This is a genomic window from Paenibacillus bovis (genome assembly GCF_001421015.2).
Taxonomy (GTDB): Bacteria; Bacillota; Bacilli; order Paenibacillales; family Paenibacillaceae; genus Saccharibacillus; species Saccharibacillus bovis.
In genome coordinates this window covers 4,007,348-4,028,115 of sequence record NZ_CP013023.1, presented here as the reverse complement: position 1 = coordinate 4,028,115, position 20,768 = coordinate 4,007,348, and the positions used below count along the sequence as shown (strand labels likewise).

Genomic DNA, 20,768 nt, shown 5'->3' with positions numbered 1-20,768 from the left:
GAATGCATTCGGGGGGATGCAGGATGGGAATCACAACAGACATGTGCCGGAATCAGCCTTTCTGTCCTTTGGGATAGAGAGGCTTTTTCCTGTTTGTTGCTAGTATTGCGGTAATAGGGAAGGTGATTATTTAGTCTAATCAGCAGGAAGACATGTTCTTGTTGTCACATGAGCTTGCTCGTATACTGAAGAGGCATAACCAGTCCATGATACAGGGAGGATATACATGAATAGGATTCAGTTATCGGATCTGACGCTTGACCAGAAAATCGGACAGTTATTTATAGGCGGATTTCATGATATTGTGCCGGATGAGCAAGTGACAATATTGATTGAGCAGTATGCGATGGGCGGAGTCATCTATTTCCGCCGCAATATAGGGACACCGCAGCAAATTCAAGAATTATCAGCTAGTCTTCAGCAGATAGCCATTCGTCAAGGTCTGCCTCCTTTATTAATTTCGATTGATCAGGAAGGTGGCATGGTTAGCCGGATTGATCGGGAAGAACTTAGTCTGATTCCGGGCAATATGTCGCTTGGTGCAGCAGACGATCCAAAACTAACAGGTCAGGTGGCTGCTATCAGTGCACGAGAGCTTCGTACGCTGGGGATTAATCTCAACCTGGCTCCCTGTATCGATGTGAATAACAATCCCCGTAATCCGGTAATCGGGGTAAGATCCTATTCCGAAAAGCCGGGCAAAGTAGCCGAGCATGGAGCTGCAGCGATCATGGCTATGCAGGCGGAACAGGTCGCTGCAACAGCCAAACATTTTCCCGGACATGGAGATACGGATGTAGATTCCCATTATGGGCTGGCTTCTGTGCCTCATGGCAGAAACAGATTGGAGAATGTAGAATTACTTCCTTTTCAGCGTGCTATCGACGTTGGCGTAGATTTGATTATGTCTGCTCATGTAATATTTCCGGCATTTGAGACGGAACAGATTCCGGCAACGCTATCTGCGGCAGTATTAACCGGTCTGCTGCGGGAGAAGATGGGATTTCAGGGATTGATCATTACGGACTGTCTGGAAATGCATGCTATTGCCAAGCACTTTCCTATTCCGGAAGCAGCAGTACGATCGCTGCAGGCAGGTGCTGATTTGCTGCTGGTCAGTCATACGATGTCCGATCAGGTGGCTGCTATCCAAGCGGTTCGTACAGCTGTAGATGAAGGCAGATTGACCGAAGCGCGTATTGATGAGTCGGTTCAGCGTATTTTATCGCTAAAAGCCAGAAGGGAAATGAACCGACTGATTTCGGAACAAGACGATCATACATTCCGCCTGCATACCACAGAATCCGAAAATGTACTTCGTGAAGCAGCATTGCGCAGTATCACCGTTGTAAAAGATAATGGTCAGCTGCCGCTGCCAACCGAACAGCAGGGACTGGTTATTTGGCCGCAGGTTACCCGCGAGACCGAAGTGGATGAGCCAGCCGGTCACTATGCCAGTCTGAGTGAGGCACTTCGTTCCTATCATGTTATGACAGACGAGATGATTATAGATGCAGAAGTGGAAGATTCACAGATTGCGCAGGTTATGCAGCGTGCGCAGACAGCAGATTTTATCCTGATGGCGACGTATACATCAGCCGGCGAACTTCCGGCAGGGCAGGCCAGACTGACTGCCGCTCTTGCAGCGCTGCCGGATACTCCGCTTATCGTAATATCTGTACGTAATCCGTATGACATCAATCATCTGCCAGAAGTGGATACGTATATATGCTGCTATGAGAATCGTAAATATGCGATTGAAGCGCTGGCAGCTGTTTTGACAGGCAATCAGACGCCTACTGGTAAACTACCTGTCAGCCTGAATCCATATTATCTTGCTGAAATATAAAGGTTCCTTTCTATTTCTTTTTCAAAGAAATGCAGCTGGATGGGGATATACATTCCCATCCATTTTGACTAATACCTGTCGCAGCTGTCAGTCCATTTGTGTCTAAAATGTGAATGACAAAAAAAGCAGCAAGCTTTCCTTAAGAACAGAGAAACTTTTTGAAAAGTACTGCGTCTTAATAATGTGTCATTTCGGGGGGATTCTGTTTTTTGACATTTAAATTACAGTAGATTGCTACAAGAAGGAGTCGAATAATGAAATTCAAGAAGAGTTTTCTAGTGGCTGTTCTCGCCTCTACACAGATCGTTGCAGCATATCCTGCCAGTCAGGCATTTGCAGCAGAAGGTGATACAGACACGGGTATTGTACAGGACGTATATGATAATGCCCCAAATACCTATACGGTTCCATCCATCAATCCTGCAACAGATACAACCGGGACAGATGATCAGACAGGCGCAGACGACGGAACTACAGAAGATACGACGTCACCTGCAGATCCAGCGACTACACCGGCTGTACCTGCTACACCAACACCAACTGCACCTACTACACCTGCTGAGCCCACTACAAGCCAGCCATCCGTAGTAACAGATGTATACTCTGCAGGACCGAACAAACTGATTTTCATGATGAATTCCAATCAGATTTACCGTGATGGTAAATTGTATTATTCCAACCAACCGATGACGGTTAAAAATGGAGTATCCTATGTATCTGTGCGTGCACTGGTAGAGCGTGTTGGACTGACGCTTACATATGATTCCAAGACCAAAGAAACCGTCATGAAAAAAGACGGTAAAGAACTGCGTTTCACAACAGACAGTAAGTATTACACAGTAGATGGTGTACGTACACTGATGAAAGGCCCTTCTTACCAACAGAAAAGTGTATTCATGGTACCGCTGACGTCCATCACGGCTGCACTGAATATTCCATATACGGTTCAAGGCAAAATGGTAATCATGGATCTGCAGGTAAAACCTACGGCTTCCTTTACCGTGTCACCTACAGCTATCTATGCTACGCAAACGACCGTACAGTATACAACCAAAACCAAAACACCTGATGGTGGCCCGGTTGCGGATGAGCGCTGGACAGGACGCGAAGATATTTTCGCTGAAGCCGGTTCTCATGTCGTAACGTACCAGATCATGGATTCTGCCGGACAATGGAGCGATCCATATACGGTAACAATCAATGTACTGCCTCCCAATCAGCCGCCGGTAGCGATGTTCACAACCAACAGTGAATCCTACCGTATGGGTGAAGTTATCAACTATACCGATATGAGTACAGATGATGAAAATGCTATTGATGCCGGTAAAACACAATGGGTCAACAAAGAACTGGCATTCTTCACACCGGGACCACAGACAATTACACTGACTGTCACCGATAAGCATGGTGCGACAGGCACGTACAGCAAAACAATCAATATTACCAATGATACATTGTATACAGCAGAGCAGTTCTATCCGCTGTTCACACCTATCGGTGATTCTTTCAATATCAATGGTGCCGAGATCCCAACATGGCAGACAATGACTTCTGAAGTAACTTCGGAGCCGGTACGCCTGATCCGCAGTAACAGCCCGGAAAGAACATTGTCCGAAGGTATTGTGTACCAGGAAAATGCAAGCGGACCAACACGTATTATGGTTCACCATGTTAATGAAACCGGCAAACGCGTTAAGATGTACGTTATTGCAACCAATACCAATGCAACACCTGCAACACTGAATATTCAGGATGTAGGTTTTGGTGGTCCTAACGTTTATGCTACTGCAGCAGGTAAAGTTTCTATCGATCGTTATTACAAATCTCTGCAATCCGGTACAGATGCACAGACTGTAGTTATCCAACCGGGACAAAGTCAGATCATTTTCAATCAACTGAATGCAACAACGATCAAACCGGACAATGTTATCTCTCTGTATGGTGATCTGGTGAGTGATGCTACTGTTCAATATACAGTAATGATGGTTGATGAAAATGCAGATCCGATCGCTTCCATGGCTACTCTGCCTAAACTGGATCGCGACGGTATCCACAACCGTGGTACGTATGACAATGCAACACGCATTATGCATGTACCTGGTCTGATCGGTAATTCCAATGTACGTATTCCACTCGGTGACAACAACAGTGATCCAAACCTGACAGGTACAGATCCAATGTCCATGACCGAAGCATCCAATGCTGGTAACTTTGGTGTACTGTACAAAATCAAACTGGATATGGTAGCACCAAACACGCTGATTTCCTTTAATGCGCGTGGTGGTCGTTACTCTGGTTATATCTTCGTGAATGGTGTTAGCACACCAATCAAAAACAACGGTGCAGCTACTTCTGCCAACGATAATGTAGTTATCTATCGTACCGGCGCACTGGATACAGAATCCGTAGAGATCTGGTTCACAGCAGCACCGGGCAGCAATCTGCCGGTTAACCTGCTGTTCAATCAGCTGCCGGCCAAAAAGCAGTAATCTGTAAAATGCACTCATTTTTATAATTGTTCCACCGAAATGAAAAGGCAGCCGTATAGCTGTCCTGTACTACGACCGGAGCCTGCCCTGCAGCTCCGGTTTTTATTTTGCTTACCGGGTTGCATGAAATCAGAATCACCTTTAGAATCAAATAGATTGACAAAAAATAGTGCCTCCAGAACTCGGCATTGCTTTGGTTTTGGTATATAATAGTTATTATTACGAATAAAATATAAACAATGGTTAAAATAGAAATTAGCTGCAACCATGACAGGAGGAGCGACTCATGCTGTCTACCGAGGAAATTATTAATATTATGTCAAAACAGGGACTGCGGATTACCGATCAGCGCCGTACACTGGCCAAACTGTTTGCGGAAGCACCGGGTTATCTGACAGCCAAAGATGTCTATGAATATATGGGACAAAAATACAGCGGACTCAGCTTTGATACTGTGTACCGCAATCTGCGTGTCATGCAGGAGCTGGGTGTACTGGAGCAGATCGTATTCGAAGATGGCGTCAAATTCAAAAGCCACTGCAGCCAGGATCATCATCACCATCATATGATCTGTTTGCAGTGCGAGAAAACGTATCCGATCGCTTTTTGCCCGATGGATATGACGGATATGCCTGAGCAATTTGAAGTCATTCGCCACAAGTTCGAAGTGTTCGGTTATTGCAAGGACTGCCGGATGCAGCTGGGTAATCTTCCAGCGGATGAACAGGCGGCTGCCGGCAAGGGTGGGGACGGCAAAGAAGGACCGGCACTGCATCTGAAAACCAGTGTGCCTGTAGCACATACCGAATATGCGGCAGGCAAAAGCCAGTGAATAAGCCACAGAAATGGAGCCGCCGAGCCGTACAGGTGCCGATCCATATATATCGCAAATTTATTTCTCCACTCAAGCCGCCGAGCTGCCGGTTCTATCCGACCTGTTCCCAGTATGCACTGGAAGCGATTGAGGTTCATGGCGTATTCAAAGGCAGCCTGCTGGCAGCGATACGTATCGGCAAATGTCATCCGTTTCATCCGGGAGGCATCGATCCGGTACCTCCCGCAAAAGAGCGGAAAACGACTGGTTCGGAACGTGCAGCAGCTTCTTCATCACAAGAGCCGGAGCTGATACAGAACCGTCGTAATGCTTGACAGTTTCCCGGAGAATTAGGTATATTCAATTACACAAGTCATATATACGTTTCCAGTGAATGGATAAGTATACGGGTTAGGCCCAGTACAGAGAGCCGGAGCAGCTGTGAACCGGTCTGGGAGCCGCTGTAGAAGATGGTCCGGGAGGAACTGGAGTCGAGCGAAGCACACTTGTTCAGAGTGTAGGACGTAAGGCTGCAGCGTGAGCCAGCGTTAATGGCCGGCCTGCAAAGGTCGCTGAGCCTGCTGATGTAAATGAGCAGGGAAGTTGGGTGGTAACACGTGAGTACAAGCTCTCGTCCCATTAGGGACGGGGGCTTTTTGTTATGCCGTCATCAGAGCTTTCGCCGGATAAATTTGATTATGCAGTATATACCGCTATGCCTATACCTGATGCTGTTTTCGTTGATTCTAACCAAGGAGGAATAATAATGTCTGATAACAAAACGTTCTATATTACCACACCTATTTATTATCCGAGTGACAAGCTACATATCGGTCACGCGTATACAACGGTAGCCGGCGATGCCATGGCTCGTTACAAGCGTATGAGAGGGTACGAGGTTCGTTACCTGACTGGAACCGATGAACACGGTCAGAAGATCGAGCGCAAGGCCGAAGAGAAAGGTCAGACTCCACAGCAGTTTATCGACGGAATCGTTGAAGGAATCAAAAGCCTGTGGAGCAAGCTGGATATTTCCTATGACGATTTTATTCGTACAACCGAAGATCGTCACAAAAAAGTGGTACAGGAAATTTTTGACCGCCTGCTGAAACAGGGCGACATTTACAAAGGGGAATACGAAGGCTGGTACAGTATTCCGGATGAAACCTACTATACCGAGACCCAGCTGGTCGACGTTGTGCGTAACAATAAAGGCGAAGTGACCGGCGGTAAAAGCCCGGACAGTGGCCACCCGGTCGAACTGGTCAAAGAAGAATCCTATTTCTTCCGTATGAGCAAATATGCAGATCGCCTGCTGCAGTATTATCAGGATCATCCTGATTTTATCCAACCCGAATCCCGCAAGAACGAGATGATCAATAACTTTATCAAACCAGGTCTGGAAGATCTGGCGGTATCCCGTACAACCTTTGACTGGGGTGTCAAAGTCAAAGATGATCCAAAACATGTCGTCTATGTATGGATCGATGCATTATCTAACTATATTACAGCGCTGGGCTATGGTACCGACAATCCGGAGCTATTCAACAAGTTCTGGCCTGCTGATATTCACCTGGTCGGCAAAGAGATCGTACGTTTCCATACGATCTACTGGCCAATCATGCTGATGGCGCTGGATATCCCGCTACCGAAAAAAGTATTCGGTCACGGCTGGCTGCTGATGAAAGATGGCAAAATGTCCAAATCCAAAGGTAACGTGGTTGACCCCGTGACACTGATCGACCGCTATGGTCTGGATGCGCTGCGTTATTACCTGCTGCGCGAAGTGCCGTTTGGTTCGGATGGTACCTTTACACCGGAGAGCTTTGTAGATCGCGTCAATTCTGATTTGGCCAATGATCTGGGTAACCTTCTCAACCGTTCGGTCGCAATGATCGATAAATATTGTGACAGTACGATCCCTGGCTATGCTGGTCGTGTACTCGAAGTAGACGGGCTGCTGGAAGATACGGTTCAACAGACAATTGATAAAGTCGAACAGGCGATGGAGAAACTGGAATTCTCGGTAGCTCTCACAGCGATCAGTCAGCTGATCAGCCGTACCAACAAATATATTGACGAGACCCAACCATGGGTACTTGCCAAAGATGAAGCCAATCGTGCCCAGCTGGATTCGGTTATGTACCATCTGGCAGAGTCGCTGCGGATTATCTCCGTGCTGCTGAAGCCATTCCTGACACGTGCACCCAAGCAGATCAGCGAGCAAATCGGTGCAACTGCCGAAGAACTCAATACCTGGGACAGCATTCGTACGTATGGGCAGATTCCTGCAGGTACGCGGGTGGTCAAAGGCGATCCAATCTTCCCAAGACTGGATGCCAAGGAAGAAGTGGCTTATATCGTGGAAGCGATGGGTGGCGTACTCAAAGCAGCTGATGATACCAGTGATCAGGCAGCGACAGAGCAGCAGACTGTAACCGCACCAGCTGCAGAGCCAATCGAAGAAAAAGCAGAAATCAGTATTGATGATTTTGCCAAGGTAGAGCTGCGTGTAGCACAGGTTATCTCTGCCGAGCCGGTCAAAAAAGCGGATAAACTGCTAAAATTGCAGCTGGATCTCGGTACAGAGCAGCGTCAGGTCGTATCCGGTATCGCCAAATTCTACACACCGGAAGAACTGGTAGGTCGTAAAGTGATTTGTGTAACCAACCTTAAACCGGTCAAATTGCGTGGTGAAGAATCGCGTGGTATGATCCTGGCAGCTTCCCATGGAGATCAGCTGACACTGGCTACTGTGCCGGATGGTATGCCTAATGGAGCTGTTGTAAAGTAAAATAGCAGGCGTACAAGCCCGCTTTCGTCATAACCGGAGAACCTTCAATGCATGGTCTTTGCGGCATCATTGAAGGTTCTTTTTATGGCGCAAAACGCTGTTAAAACTTGCCAAGCTGTCTACATTCCATGTATGATTATTGAATGAATTATGTGCCGGATACGTATACTACGGCGCCTGTATCACAAATAAGAAAGTGTATGCCAAAGGGGGAGCAAGATGCCAACGCCCAGTATGGAAGACTATTTGGAGCGCATCTACAAGCTGATTGATCAGAAGGGTTATGCGCGTGTATCGGACATTGCGGAGGGATTGGAAGTTCATCCTTCATCCGTAACGAAGATGATCCAGAAGCTGGATAAGGATGAATACCTGATTTATGAGAAATACCGCGGACTGGTACTGACCAGCAAAGGGAAAAAGATGGGCAAGCGCCTGGTAGACCGTCATCAGCTGCTGGAAGATTTTCTGGGTATTATCGGTGTGAATCCCGATTATATATATAAGGACGTTGAAGGCATCGAGCATCATCTGAGCTGGGATTCGATTACCCAGATCGAGACACTGGTCGAATATTTCCGCCGCGATCCGGAGCGTGTAGCCGAACTGCAAAGACTGCAAAATGAGCTGATTAGCGATTCATAGGGCAGACATCTGTCGATTATCTGGCAGATGTCTTTTATTTTGTCCGCAACTTTTGTGGACGGTACAGGTCTAATTAAGTGAAGTTATTGCAGATGATTGAGACAGAGTCGAAGAGTTGTCGTTACAAAAGCAGATGAGCCAAGTCTATTGAAGCAGGTAAAAGATTTACTGGAGGTACATGGATGAAAATTTATCGGTATTTATCATTATTTCTTGCTATTGTCGTTGTTTTTCCGTTGGTGAGCAGTACATTGTACGCCGCCGATACTAACATCAAAATCGTACTGGATGGCAAAAGTATTCAGGGAGATGCTGCTCCATATGTTACCCGTGATACGAATGTCACGATGGTGCCGCTGCGTCTGATCAGTGAAAATATGGGTGCCGAGATTGCCTGGGATCAGCAGAATAGTACAGTTACTATTACTCACGGTACCGACAAATTGATACTTGCAGCCGGACAGCCGACAGCTACAGTGAATAACAAGTCGGTCGCGCTGGATACTTCGGTACAGATCAAAAGCGGCCGTGTGATGGTGCCGCTGCGCTTTATCGGTGAGGGACTCGGTCTTGGCGTCAACTGGAATCAGTCCACACAGACTGTCACGTTGACTACCGGCGGCGGTACGGATTCCAGCACAGGCAGTGCCAATGGAAAAGGAAGCACACTGAATGCTTCGCCTTCCACCAAACCGACAAACAGTACTCCAGCCGCTTCCAAAGAGCTGCGTGGTGCCTGGATCTCCACAGTATTTAACCTGGACTGGCCAAGCAGTTCCAATGCAGCCAAGCAAAAGCAGGAATTCTCCAAGCAGCTGGATGATCTGCAGGCTATGGGCATGAATGCAGTATTCGTACAGGTACGTCCTTCGGGGGATGCGCTGTATCAATCGGCAACGATGCCATGGTCCAAATTCCTGACCGGTACACAGGGCAAAAATCCTGGCTATGATCCACTGGAATACATGGTATCCGAAGCGCACAAGCGCGGTATGGAGATTCATGCCTGGTTCAATCCGTTTCGGGCAACGACCGATTCCAAAACAGCTACACTTGCTTCCAATCATGTCGTACGTCAGCACCCGGACTGGGTAATTTATTTTGACGGCAAATACTATATCAATCCAGGTATTCCGGCAGCCCGTCAATCGATTATTGATACAGTAATGGAAGTTGTGAACAACTATGATGTAGATGGTGTTCATATGGATGACTATTTCTACCCGTCATCCGAGACTTCTGTCAAGAAGTTTAGTGATGACAAGGCTTATGCCGCTTACAAAGGCAGCTATACAAGCAAAAGTGAATGGAGACGTGCGAATATCAACAGTTTTGTCCGTGATCTGGGCAAATCGATTCATGCGTCCAAGCCATCCGTACGTTTCGGGATCAGCCCGTTCGGCGTATGGCGTAACAAATCCAATGATATTACAGGTTCCGATACCAAAGCTGGCGTAACAGCTTATGACAGCATGTATGCCGATACACGTACCTGGATCAAAAATGGCTGGATCGACTATATCGCTCCGCAGGTCTACTGGAGCTTCTCCTTGCCGGCAGCCCATTATGATAAAGTCGTAGACTGGTGGGCCAATGAGACCAAGAATACAGGAGTCGATCTGTATATCGGTCAAGCTATTTACAAAATCAATACACCGGAAATTGGCTGGAATACATCCAATGAAATCATTAACCAACTGAAATATAACGAGAAATACAGCAATATCAAAGGCAGTATCTTCTTTAGCTACAAAGATCTGAAAAAGAATCCGCTGGATATCGTCAGCAAGCTTCGTTCGTACTGGGGCCTGTAAAACGAAAGGCTACTCAGCAACCAATTCACTGTATATCAAAGAAAACCACAAAAAAACCATCAAGCCTCTATAAGTAGAGAGGTTTGATGGTTTTTTTTGATATAAAGCAGAAGCTGAACAAAAATGGCGCTGAGGGGTAGAGAACTGTTCATTTAATGAAACTTGGGTACATCCTCATCATCTTTGCCTTTGTTGCCCTGGATCACCTGGAATGGATAATTTTTTTTCGGTTTGCCGGATGAAGAAGGAGTACTTTTGGCAAAAGGAGCCGATTTACTTGATGTTTTGTACTGACTTTGCTGCGATTTGACTTTGGCCATTGTACGTGCAGAAGGCTTTACTTTCGGTTGTTTGCCCATACCGGTAGTAGCTCTGGAAGAACGCAGCAGCATAAACGCAATTGCCAGAATAACTACCGTTACAATCAATCCGCCCCAGTTAAAAGTGGCAGGCATGAATATCATCCGATATACCGACGAAGCGAGTCCAATCACAGCCAACAGGATCATCACGACGAAAATAATCAATTGAGGAAATGACCTTCTCATTTTTATCATCCTTTCACAGGGTCAGGAGAAACTTCGGGAACAGCAGATGATGCAGACGCATGAGCCAGCTGCGCATCCAGTTCACGCATCCGGTTAAAGGAAGCGATAGATACTTCCAGCTGATCAAGGGTAGGCTCCTTGGTCGTCAGCAACTGCAGCCACAGACCCGGATAACCGAGATAACGCAGTACCGGAATATCACGCAGGCTGTTAGTGAATTTCAGAAATTCAAACGAAACGCCTATCACGAGAGGAAGCAGGATAATCCGCTGAAGGATTCGCTCGGCGAGTCCATCCCAGTGGAACAAGGAATAAATAATAACACCGATAATGACAGTCAGAATAATAAAGCTGCTGCCGCAGCGATAATGCAGACGGCTGAACCGCTGGACATTCTCCGGTGTCAATTCGGCACCATTTTCAAAAGCGGTAATCACTTTGTGTTCAGCCCCATGATACTGGAACAGTCGCTTGATCAACGGTGTCTGGGAGATACCCCATAGATACACAAGCAGTAGTATGATTTTAATAACCCCTTCTAGCAGAGTATGCAAAAAAAGGTTATGGAACAGATTTTTGAACAGTAGACCTTCGAGCATAGCGGGTACGATTGTAAAGATCAGCTTGCCGACGATTAGGGACAACACACCGACTACAGCTACACCCAGGACCATGCTGAGACTTCTTTTGGATTCTTCTTTTTGTTTCTGCTGCGCATATTCTTCTGGGTCCATCTGGTCCTCGGAATAGGCATCTGCAGCATAATTAAGATGTTTGGAGCCTTTGGCGCTGGAGTCAATCAGACCAATAATACCGCGCAGAAGCGGAATGCGGCGGAGTGTACGAACCCAGGGCTTGTCCTGTCTGGGAACTTCCAGGTAGGTGATCTCACCATCTTTGCGTCTTACTGCGGTTACGTTGACGTGCTTTCCGCCAAACATGACGCCTTCGATTACAGCCTGGCCGCCATAGCTGACTGGAGTGGATTGTTTTGGCAAGTAGTGTCACCCTTCCATTATTCTTCATCATTCCTGAAAATGATGGTTTCGCATATTCCATGACCGGCTGAAAAATGTTTGCCGACTAAGCATTTCATATATAGTAGAGATGCTTATTACTCATATTGTAGCGGATTTTACGTACCATTACCAGAATCTGCAGACAGGGGTCAAAAAGTGAATTATTTAACTGACTATTCTCAAAAATACGCAGGGTATGGTAAAATAATCTCTGGCTATTTGCAAGACAGAACGGAGCGAAGGGGAGAGGTTCAATGAGTACAGTACGTTTAAATAAATTGCGTCAGGCCATGAAGGAACGCCAGCTTGAAGCGATGTTCATCACAAGCAGTGTTAACCGCAGATATTTGACTGGATTTACCGGTTCGGCAGGCTATGTTATCGTAACGGCAGAACAGGCTTATTTGTTAACCGATTTCCGTTATATGACACAGGCACCTGAACAGGCTGCAGCGTTTACCGTGGCCGAGCATGCTCCAAACGTAGTGGATACAATCAAAGAACTGCTTTCCAAATGGGGGGTACGTTCGATCGGTTTTGAACAGGATCAAGTACCTTACAGCAGATATGCAGCCTACAAGCAGCATCTGGCTCCAGTGGAACTCGTTCCGGTCTCCGGTATGCTTGAGAGCATCCGTAACTTCAAGGATGCAGAAGAAATTGCCATCATTGAACAGGCAACAGCCATTGCCGACCGTACGTATGACCATATCCTGAGCTACATCAAGCCAGGAGTTACCGAAAAGGAACTGGAACTGGAGATGGAATTTTTCATGCGCCGCCAGGGAGCATCCGGTCCGTCGTTCGAGACGATCGTCGCTTCGGGTGTACGTTCTGCTCTGCCGCATGGAGTAGCCAGCGACAAGCCGATCGGCCACGATGAATTTATTACATTTGATTTTGGTGCTATCTACAATGGATATGTATCCGATCTCACACGTACGGTATTTGTCGGTACGCCGTCGGACAGACACCGTGAAATTTATAATGTAGTGCTGGAATCCCAGCTGCATACACTGCAGTATCTCAAGCCGGGAATGAGCGGCAAGGAAGCGGATGCACTTTCCCGCGACATTATTACCGCACACGGTTACGGAGACGCCTACGGTCACAGCGCCGGTCATGGTATTGGTCTGGAAGTGCACGAAGAGCCTCGTTTGTCCAAACTCAGCGATACCGTGCTGCAGCCGGGCATGGTTGTAACCGTAGAACCGGGCATTTACATACCTGGATTTGGCGGCGTACGTATCGAGGATGATGTACTGATCACCGAAGATGGAATCCGTATTCTGACGCATTCCAGCAAAGAATTTACGATTTTACCGGTCTAAGCAGCTTCTTTCTGCGGTTAGCAGGATCAGGAGTCATGTTTGCCGAATAAAATAAACTGGGATCGCTTCGATTGGACACGTTGATCAAATGACGTTTGTAAAAGCGGTCATAGTATACTTTCCAAGCGTTCGTCGATCGCAGAGTTTAACCTTTAAACAGAATATCCTGTAGATTATGGGGTATAGTACAATATATAGGCAGTCTGCCGGGCAGACCTTTTGCAGGATTGTCCGGCTTTATAGATAGGCGTATATTGTATCAAACTTGGCTTTACCATATATGAGGAGGCGTTATTTTGATTTCAGTTAACGATTTTAAAACAGGTTTGACCGTAGAAGTAGAAGGCAACATCTACTCCGTTATCGAGTTCCAGCACGTAAAACCAGGTAAAGGTGCTGCATTCGTGCGCTCCAAGCTGAAAAACCTGCGTAACGGTAACATTGTTGAGCGCACATTCCGTGCAGGTGAGACAATTGCGCGTGCACAGATCGAAAACCGTGGCGTACAATACCTGTATGCAAGCGGCAGCGAGCATGTATTCATGGACAACGAAACGTATGATCAGTTCGAGCTGAACGAAAGCCAGCTGGAATGGGAACTGAAATTCCTCAAAGAAAACATGACCGTTAACATCGTTAGCTATCAAGGCGAGATTCTCGGAATCAACCTGCCAACATCTGTTGAGCTGGAAGTAACCGAGACCGAGCCGGGTATCAAGGGTAACACAGCTACTGGTGCTACGAAGAGTGCAACAATGGAGACTGGCCATACGGTTCAGGTTCCTCTGTTCATCAATCAGGGCGACAGATTGATCATTGATACACGCGAAGGTAAATACGTATCCCGCGCCTAATGATCTGCACACAGGCGATTTCGCCGCAATAGTGGAAGGCTGTTCCTTCACCCTCATGCAGGGTGACAGGGACAGCTTTTTCTCTATAGGTAAATGAGTGTTTAAAATTTGCGGTAGTACTTAGCGCGTTGTCGTATTATACTGGTAAAGACTAAGTATTTTCATGCAAAAAAATGCATGTTATGCTGGATACGCTGTTCAATCCGGGCTGCGGCCGTGCTGTATGCCTGTATCAAGTAGGGAGTGAAGAGGTCTTGGCTTTGTACGTGATGAAGTTCGGCGGGAGCTCCGTCGGGGATATTGAGCGCATGCAACGTGTAGCAAAGCGCATTATTGAAAAGCAGGATGAAGGTCATCAATGTGTTGTAGTCGTCTCGGCAATGGGAGACACAACAGATGATCTGATCGACCAGGCACGACTACTGAATCCGAATCCGCCTGCGCGTGAAATGGATATGCTGATGACAGTCGGCGAACAGATTTCTATCGCGATGCTGTCGATGGCGATTCATCATCAGGGACGCGAAGCCGTATCCTTTACCGGCTGGCAGGCAGGCTTTGAGACCGAAACGGAACATGGACGCGCGCGAATCGTGGATATCCGTCCGGCCAAAGTGCTGAATGCGCTGGATGCAGGAAAGATCGTTATCGTTGCCGGTTTCCAGGGAACAACGGCGGACGGCGAGATTACTACATTCGGACGCGGTGGTTCCGATACGACAGCTGTTGCATTGGCTGCAGCGATTCAGGCAGATACATGCGAGATTTATACGGATGTTGACGGTATTTATTCGACAGATCCGCGTATCGTCAAATGTGCACGCAAACTGAATGAAATTTCTTATGACGAAATGCTGGAACTGGCCAACCTGGGCGCAGCTGTACTGCATCCGCGCGCAGTGGAATATGCCAAGCACAACAATGTACGCCTCGTTGTACGCTCCAGCTTTAACTATAATGAAGGAACCGTGGTGAAGGAGGAAGCAAGCATGGAACAGGGAGCAGTAGTCAGTGGAATCGCTTACGATAAAAACGTAGCGCGGATTACGATCAGAGGGGTTAACGACCTGCCTGGCGTACTCGCCAAAATGTTCGGTGAACTGGCATCCGCCAAAATCGACGTGGATATTATCGTGCAGAGCGGTGTCATGAATGGCAAAGCAGACTTTTCCTTTACCGTCAGCCTGGAAGATCGTCTGGGCGCGCTGAATGTGATCGAGAATATCGGCGGCGAGCTTCCGTATGAAGAAGTGACTTCCGAAGTGGATTTGGTCAAAGTATCTATTGTCGGCGCAGGCATGGTCAGCCATCCGGGTGTAGCTGCCCAGATGTTCAAAGCGATTTCCGATCAGGGAGTCAGCATCAAGATGGTCAGCACCTCCGAAATCAAAGTATCCTGCGTGATCGAAGCAGGCAAGCTCAATGATGTGGTCTCTGCCCTGCATACAGCGTATGGTCTGGATACCGAGGAGCAAGCATTTGTTGGCGGACCGCAGGATCGTCGCTAATTTCTGGTTACAAAGTCAATAATATATAGTGTTATTCACGGCGGGGACATCATTTTAAAGAAGATGTTCCCGCCTTTTTCATGAATATGCTATAATACATAGCGTTATGTGAAATTACCCCTAACTGAGTGTTTTACATTATACTCAGGTTGCAGGCAAAGAAGCCAAAGGAGTGAATTAATAGATGTTTAAATTAAACGAAATTAAAGAACTGATTCAACTGGTGGACGAGACGTCTGTTCAGGAAGTTGAAATCGAAAACGAAGGTTCCCGTCTGGTGATCCGCAAGCCTGGTAAAGCAGAGACTGTCTACATGCAGGCTCCAACTGCTGCACCTGTTATGCAGCCAGCTCCAAGCCAGCCAGCTGCTGCTCCACAGGCTGCACCTAGTGCTCCGGCTGCCGCTGCTGTACCGGAAGTGGATCCGACTCTACATACCATTGCGTCTCCAATGGTCGGAACGTTCTACCGTTCCCCTTCTCCAGAAGCGGGTTCATTTACAGGTGTAGGCGAGAAAGTAACCCACAAATCCGTTGTATGTATCATCGAAGCGATGAAGCTGATGAACGAACTGGAAGCGGAAGTGAACGGAACGATCGTGGAAGTGCTTGCTGAAAACGGACAGCTCGTTGAATACGGACAGCCTTTGTTCCTGGTAAAACCGGAATAATCAGTGCTATTCGTGTATAAGGCCGGAGGAGGAAAAGCCAAATGAAATTTCAAAAAATATTAATCGCGAACCGTGGTGAAATTGCGGTTCGTATTATCCGCGCATGTCGTGAACTCGGTATCTCGACAGTAGCGGTCTATTCCGAAGCCGATCGTGATTCACTGCACGTTCGTCTTGCGGACGAGGCTTACTGCGTAGGACCTACGCTGTCCAAGGACAGTTATTTGAATCTGACCAATCTGATGAGTGTAGCGACATTGACCGAGTGTGATGCTGTTCACCCGGGTTACGGATTCCTCGCGGAAAACGCGGATTTTGCAGAGATCTGTGAATCCTGCAATATTACCTTTATCGGACCATCTCCAGATGCGATCAACCGTATGGGAGATAAATCCGAAGCGAAGCGTACTATGCTGGAAGCCGGCGTACCGGTTATTCCGGGTTCCGACGGTATCGTCGAAGATCTGGATGAAGCGGTGAAAATCGCCCGCGGCATCGGATATCCGGTCATTATCAAAGCGACTGCCGGTGGTGGCGGTAAAGGGATTCGTCTTGCAGAAGACGAGGAGTCTCTTGTGAAGCAGATTACCAATGCCCAGCAGGAAGCCGAGAAAGCATTCGGTAACGGCGGCGTTTATCTGGAGAAATACCTGACTGGCATGAAGCACGTCGAAGTGCAGATTATCGCTGACCGTCACGGCAATGCCGTGCATCTGGGCGAGCGCGACTGTTCCGTACAGCGTCGCCGTCAGAAACTGGTCGAAGAAGCACCATGTCCGGTACTGTCTCCGGAACTGCGTGCCGAAATGGGAGCAGCAGCCGTACGTGCAGCACAGGCGGTTAATTACTCCGGTGCCGGTACGCTTGAGTTCCTGCTCGGTCAGGATGGCCAGTTCTACTTTATGGAGATGAATACGCGTATCCAGGTAGAGCATCCAGTTACAGAAATGGTCACTGGCGTGGATCTGATTCAGGAAATGATCCGTGTAGCCGAAGGCAACCCGCTTTCCTTTACCCAGGAAGAAGTGAAAATCAACGGCTGGTCGATCGAATGTCGTGTGAATGCGGAGGACCCTGAGCGCAACTTTATGCCAAGTCCCGGCAAAATCGGATTCTATCTGCCACCAGGCGGTCCAGGTGTGCGTGTCGACAGTGGTGCTTACCCGGGTTACACGATCTCGCCTTATTATGATTCGATGATCGCCAAACTCATCGTATGGGCACCAACACGTGAAGAAGCGATTGCCAAAATGAAGCGTGCACTGGATGAATTCGCGATTGAAGGCATTCATACAACGATTCCTTTCCACATGCGTCTGCTTAGCCATGAGACATTTGTACGCGGTGATTTTGATATCAAGTTCCTCGAAGAAAACGAGGTATAATCCGGTTTGTCAACCAAACAGGGACGTGTTATATTTAGTTTATCTGGCAGGAGGTGTATAAAATGAGTACATTACCGACTGAATTCGAACGGACCGATATCGGAGAAATCCAGATTGCGCCGGAAGTGATCGAAGTGATTGCCGGACTGGCTACGATTGAAGTGAACGGTGTAGCCGGAATGAGCGGCGGCTTTGCCGGCGGTATCGCCGAACTGCTCGGACGCAAAAATCTGTCCCGTGGTGTAAAAGTGGAAGTTGGACAGCGCGAAGCAGCTGTAGACGTATCCGTGATTATCAAATACGGACATCGTCTGCCAGAAGTGGCGGCTGAAATCCAGCGCAACGTCAAACGTTCGATCGAAACCATGACTGGACTGAATGTTGTCGAAGTAAACGTACAGATCCATGATGTTCATCTGGAGACGGTTGAGCGAATCGAAGAGACTGAATTTACACAACGTGTGAAATAAGTGAGCAGCATCAATCTGCTCAATACTGAACCCCCGACGTCACTGTCAGGGGTTTACTATAATGTAAGGAGGCTGCACATTCTTGGCTAAAATCATGGATCGGCTGTTATTGTTTATTTACAGCCTGAGTATTGGAATTTTATCTGTGCTGGCGATCCTGCTGCTGAGCGGACAGGTGCCGATGGAGCTTGATTACCGGAATGAGCAGACCCTTTATATTACTGTCATTGTCGTGGCGGTTATACTGTTCCTGCTGAGTATTCGCTTTTTCTATGTCTCGATTCGTACCGAGCGTGGTCATCTGAATGCTGTCCATCAACGTACAGAATTCGGTGATATACAGATCTCTCTGGAGACGATCGAGAATATGGCGCTCAAAGCAGCAGAGCGTACACGCGGAGTTCGTGATGTCAAAACACGCGTACGTGTGGTAGAATCAGGTCTTGAGATTATGATCCGGGCGATTGTGGATGGAGAGCATTCCATTCCCGGTCTGTCGGAAGACATGCAGAAAAGTATTCAAAAACAGATCGAGGATATTACCGGTATTCCGGTCTCGTCTGTTGCTGTGTATATTGCCAATATCGTTCAGTCCCCTGCCTTCAAAAGCAGAGTGGAGTAGAAGGGAGTTCTCCTGATGATGTGGAAAGCGATCTGGGACACTCACGGTGGACGAATCCTTGGCGTACTGGCCGGTATCGGCTGCGGCATACTGTATCTGACCATTGGCTTTTGGGATATGTTGTTCTTTGCATTGTTAGTGTTCATAGGTTATATCGTCGGCCGTAACCGGGATCTCCGGTTGGGTCCAACCATTCCCTGGCAGCGGATCAGTGAATGGCTGGCAGACCGCTGGCGTCCATTTCGTTGAACCCTGTCATACATCATTCCCGGATTGCAATCCTATTTATAGCAGGCAGTACCGGGAATGCTGAATGACAGGTTTTTTTGTTGGTATATACAGGGTTTATAGTGATATGACACAGGAAAACAACCGGTGTTCTTTTTCGCGAAGACAGCGGATTTGATAAACCGGCAGGCGCTGGCCGCCTGACCGTGAAAAATACAAGGTGTATGTGTCTGGTTAGGATATCTAACCCTTCACGCAATCACCAGGAGGATAATTAGCAATGAAAAGAAGATTAGCGCGGGAAATTACCGTACAAAGCCTGTACCAGATGGAAATGAACGAGGTCAAAGCAGAAGAAGCGATTATGATTCTGCTGGAAGAAGCTGCAGCCGATAATGAATCCGAAGTTGAACTGAGCGATGAAGCCCAGCTCAAAACGTATGTACTGGATGTAATTAACGGTATCTGGGCGAACAAGGAAGCGATTGACCAGCTGCTGGTAGATTATTTGCAGAACTGGCAGGTTAGTCGTCTGTCCCGTGTAGATCGTCAGATCCTGCGTCTGGCTGTATATGAGATGGTATTTACCGAAGGCGTACCTGCCAAAGTTGCGGTCAATGAAGCGATTGAATTGTCCAAGCATTTTGGTACCGAAGAATCCGGCAAGTTTGTTAACGGCGTACTTGGTAAAATGATTCATGATCTGGATAAACTGAAGTCCCAAAAAGGCTGATCAACCGCAGTAAACGAATAGCATCCGCACCCTAGAATAGCCCACTGCATGAAAATAAATGATGGTAAGCTTAACCCGTATGCGTTACCCTATCAAAAATTAATTTTCTGAACAGATAAAGGAGCGATTATCATGGCAGCAACAATCATTAGCGGTAAACAGATTTCCGAGGAGATTCGTCACGACATCAAGCAGGAAGTGGACAAAATGAAAGCTCAGGGCTTCCAGCCAGGTCTGGCAGTTGTCCTCGTCGGCGAAGATCCGGCTTCACATGTTTATGTACGCAATAAAGAAAAGGCCTGCCATGATTTGGGCTACTATTCCGAAGTACACCGGCTGTCAGCAGACACTTCCCAGGAAGAATTGCTGGCCATGGTTCACAAGCTAAATAATCAGGAAAATATTCACGGGATTCTCGTGCAGTTGCCGTTGCCGAAGCAGATCGAAGAAAAAGCGATTATCGATGCTATTTCTCCTGAAAAAGATGTGGATGGATTCCATCCCATCAATGTAGGGAATCTGGTGATCGGTGATGACAGTCTGCTGCCATGTACACCGGCGGGTGTGATCGAGATGATCAAGCGTACCGGTATCGAAATGTCCGGCAAACATGCCGTTGTAATCGGCCGCAGCAACATTGTCGGGAAGCCGGTCTCCCTGCTGCTGCAGCGTGAGAATGCGACAGTAACGATGTGTCATTCCCGTACCACCAATATGAAAGAACTGGCCCGTCAGGCGGATATTCTCGTGGTAGCGATCGGTCGCGCCAATTTTGTGGATGCGAGCTATATCAAGCCGGGTGCAGTAGTTATTGATGTAGGCATGAACCGTCTGGACAATGGCAAGCTTGCCGGTGATGTGGACTTTGAAAGTGCCAAAGAAGTGTCCGGTCCGATCACTCCGGTACCGGGTGGCGTAGGTCCGATGACGATTACCATGCTCATGCAGAACACACTGGTAGCTGCCAGACGCGCCTACGGTTTGAACTGAGAAAG

Annotated in this window: 19 protein-coding genes; 17 read left to right on the top strand and 2 right to left on the bottom strand. The window is 47.6% G+C overall.

The window, feature by feature from the left end; all coding sequences use genetic code 11:
- The first annotated feature begins 226 nt into the window (after window positions 1-226).
- The 7 genes from AR543_RS17165 (at window position 227) to AR543_RS17130 (ending at window position 10,405) form a co-directional block, all read left to right on the top strand.
- The gene (locus AR543_RS17165; protein ID WP_060535647.1) at window positions 227-1,849 is read left to right on the top strand and encodes a glycoside hydrolase family 3 protein; all 1,623 of its coding nucleotides are present in this window, start codon (window positions 227-229) and stop codon (window positions 1,847-1,849) included.
- Between the two features lie 254 nt (window positions 1,850-2,103).
- Window positions 2,104-4,338, top strand: coding sequence for a stalk domain-containing protein (locus AR543_RS17160; RefSeq protein ID WP_060535646.1), 2,235 nt, complete (start codon window positions 2,104-2,106; stop codon window positions 4,336-4,338).
- A 286-nt stretch (window positions 4,339-4,624) separates the two neighbouring features.
- Complete coding sequence (locus AR543_RS17150) at window positions 4,625-5,170, top strand: Fur family transcriptional regulator (RefSeq protein ID WP_060535644.1); 546 nt, start codon at window positions 4,625-4,627, stop codon at window positions 5,168-5,170.
- Complete coding sequence (yidD, locus tag AR543_RS17145; RefSeq protein ID WP_060535643.1) at window positions 5,167-5,487, top strand: membrane protein insertion efficiency factor YidD; 321 nt, start codon at window positions 5,167-5,169, stop codon at window positions 5,485-5,487. The genes AR543_RS17150 and yidD overlap by 4 nt, the downstream gene beginning before the upstream one ends.
- Window positions 5,488-5,918: 431 nt before the next feature.
- Window positions 5,919-7,946: a methionine--tRNA ligase gene (gene metG, locus AR543_RS17140; protein ID WP_060535642.1), complete on the top strand. Its 2,028-nt coding sequence runs from the start codon at window positions 5,919-5,921 to the stop codon at window positions 7,944-7,946.
- Window positions 7,947-8,165: 219 nt separating this feature from the next.
- Window positions 8,166-8,591 carry a transcriptional regulator MntR gene (gene mntR / locus AR543_RS17135; RefSeq protein WP_017815291.1) on the top strand — a complete coding sequence of 142 codons (426 nt, stop codon included), beginning with the start codon at window positions 8,166-8,168 and terminating at the stop codon, window positions 8,589-8,591.
- A 182-nt stretch (window positions 8,592-8,773) separates the two neighbouring features.
- Window positions 8,774-10,405 carry a family 10 glycosylhydrolase gene (locus AR543_RS17130; protein WP_060535641.1) on the top strand — a complete coding sequence of 544 codons (1,632 nt, stop codon included), beginning with the start codon at window positions 8,774-8,776 and terminating at the stop codon, window positions 10,403-10,405.
- Between the two features lie 152 nt (window positions 10,406-10,557).
- Here AR543_RS17130 and AR543_RS17125 read toward each other — a convergent pair whose 3' ends face one another.
- Both AR543_RS17125 and AR543_RS17120 read right to left on the bottom strand, forming a co-directional pair.
- Window positions 10,558-10,953: a hypothetical protein gene (locus tag AR543_RS17125; RefSeq protein WP_145953930.1), complete on the bottom strand. Its 396-nt coding sequence runs from the start codon at window positions 10,951-10,953 to the stop codon at window positions 10,558-10,560.
- 5 nt (window positions 10,954-10,958) lie between these two features.
- Complete coding sequence (locus tag AR543_RS17120; RefSeq protein WP_060535639.1) at window positions 10,959-11,951, bottom strand: DUF1385 domain-containing protein; 993 nt, start codon at window positions 11,949-11,951, stop codon at window positions 10,959-10,961.
- A gap of 275 nt (window positions 11,952-12,226) precedes the next feature.
- Here AR543_RS17120 and AR543_RS17115 point away from each other — a divergent pair, with 275 nt between their 5' ends.
- The 10 genes from AR543_RS17115 to folD all read left to right on the top strand — a co-directional run bounded on the left by AR543_RS17115 (window position 12,227) and on the right by folD (window position 20,763).
- Window positions 12,227-13,303, top strand: coding sequence for a M24 family metallopeptidase (locus AR543_RS17115; RefSeq protein WP_060535638.1), 1,077 nt, complete (start codon window positions 12,227-12,229; stop codon window positions 13,301-13,303).
- A 296-nt stretch (window positions 13,304-13,599) separates the two neighbouring features.
- Entirely contained in the window at window positions 13,600-14,157 is a 558-nt protein-coding gene (gene efp, locus AR543_RS17110; protein ID WP_060535637.1) for an elongation factor P, read from the top strand.
- 254 nt (window positions 14,158-14,411) lie between these two features.
- Complete coding sequence (locus tag AR543_RS17105; protein ID WP_060536828.1) at window positions 14,412-15,665, top strand: aspartate kinase; 1,254 nt, start codon at window positions 14,412-14,414, stop codon at window positions 15,663-15,665.
- 184 nt (window positions 15,666-15,849) lie between these two features.
- Window positions 15,850-16,335 carry an acetyl-CoA carboxylase biotin carboxyl carrier protein gene (gene accB / locus AR543_RS17100; protein ID WP_060535636.1) on the top strand — a complete coding sequence of 162 codons (486 nt, stop codon included), beginning with the start codon at window positions 15,850-15,852 and terminating at the stop codon, window positions 16,333-16,335.
- 41 nt (window positions 16,336-16,376) lie between these two features.
- A complete protein-coding gene (gene accC, locus AR543_RS17095; RefSeq protein ID WP_060535635.1) occupies window positions 16,377-17,720 on the top strand; it encodes an acetyl-CoA carboxylase biotin carboxylase subunit in 1,344 nt (447 codons plus the stop codon).
- A gap of 62 nt (window positions 17,721-17,782) precedes the next feature.
- On the top strand, window positions 17,783-18,190 hold the full coding sequence (locus AR543_RS17090; RefSeq protein WP_017815282.1) for an Asp23/Gls24 family envelope stress response protein: 408 nt from the start codon (window positions 17,783-17,785) through the stop codon (window positions 18,188-18,190).
- An 82-nt stretch (window positions 18,191-18,272) separates the two neighbouring features.
- Window positions 18,273-18,812, top strand: coding sequence for an alkaline shock response membrane anchor protein AmaP (gene amaP, locus AR543_RS17085; RefSeq protein WP_060535634.1), 540 nt, complete (start codon window positions 18,273-18,275; stop codon window positions 18,810-18,812).
- 15 nt (window positions 18,813-18,827) lie between these two features.
- Window positions 18,828-19,061, top strand: a complete 234-nt coding sequence (locus AR543_RS17080; protein WP_046214944.1) for a DUF2273 domain-containing protein — start codon at window positions 18,828-18,830, stop codon at window positions 19,059-19,061.
- Window positions 19,062-19,320: 259 nt separating this feature from the next.
- On the top strand, window positions 19,321-19,773 hold the full coding sequence (gene nusB / locus AR543_RS17075; RefSeq protein WP_060535633.1) for a transcription antitermination factor NusB: 453 nt from the start codon (window positions 19,321-19,323) through the stop codon (window positions 19,771-19,773).
- Between the two features lie 132 nt (window positions 19,774-19,905).
- Window positions 19,906-20,763 (top strand): bifunctional methylenetetrahydrofolate dehydrogenase/methenyltetrahydrofolate cyclohydrolase FolD, encoded by an 858-nt coding sequence (gene folD / locus AR543_RS17070; protein WP_060535632.1) that lies wholly within the window; start codon window positions 19,906-19,908, stop codon window positions 20,761-20,763.
- Window positions 20,764-20,768: the final 5 nt, after the last annotated feature.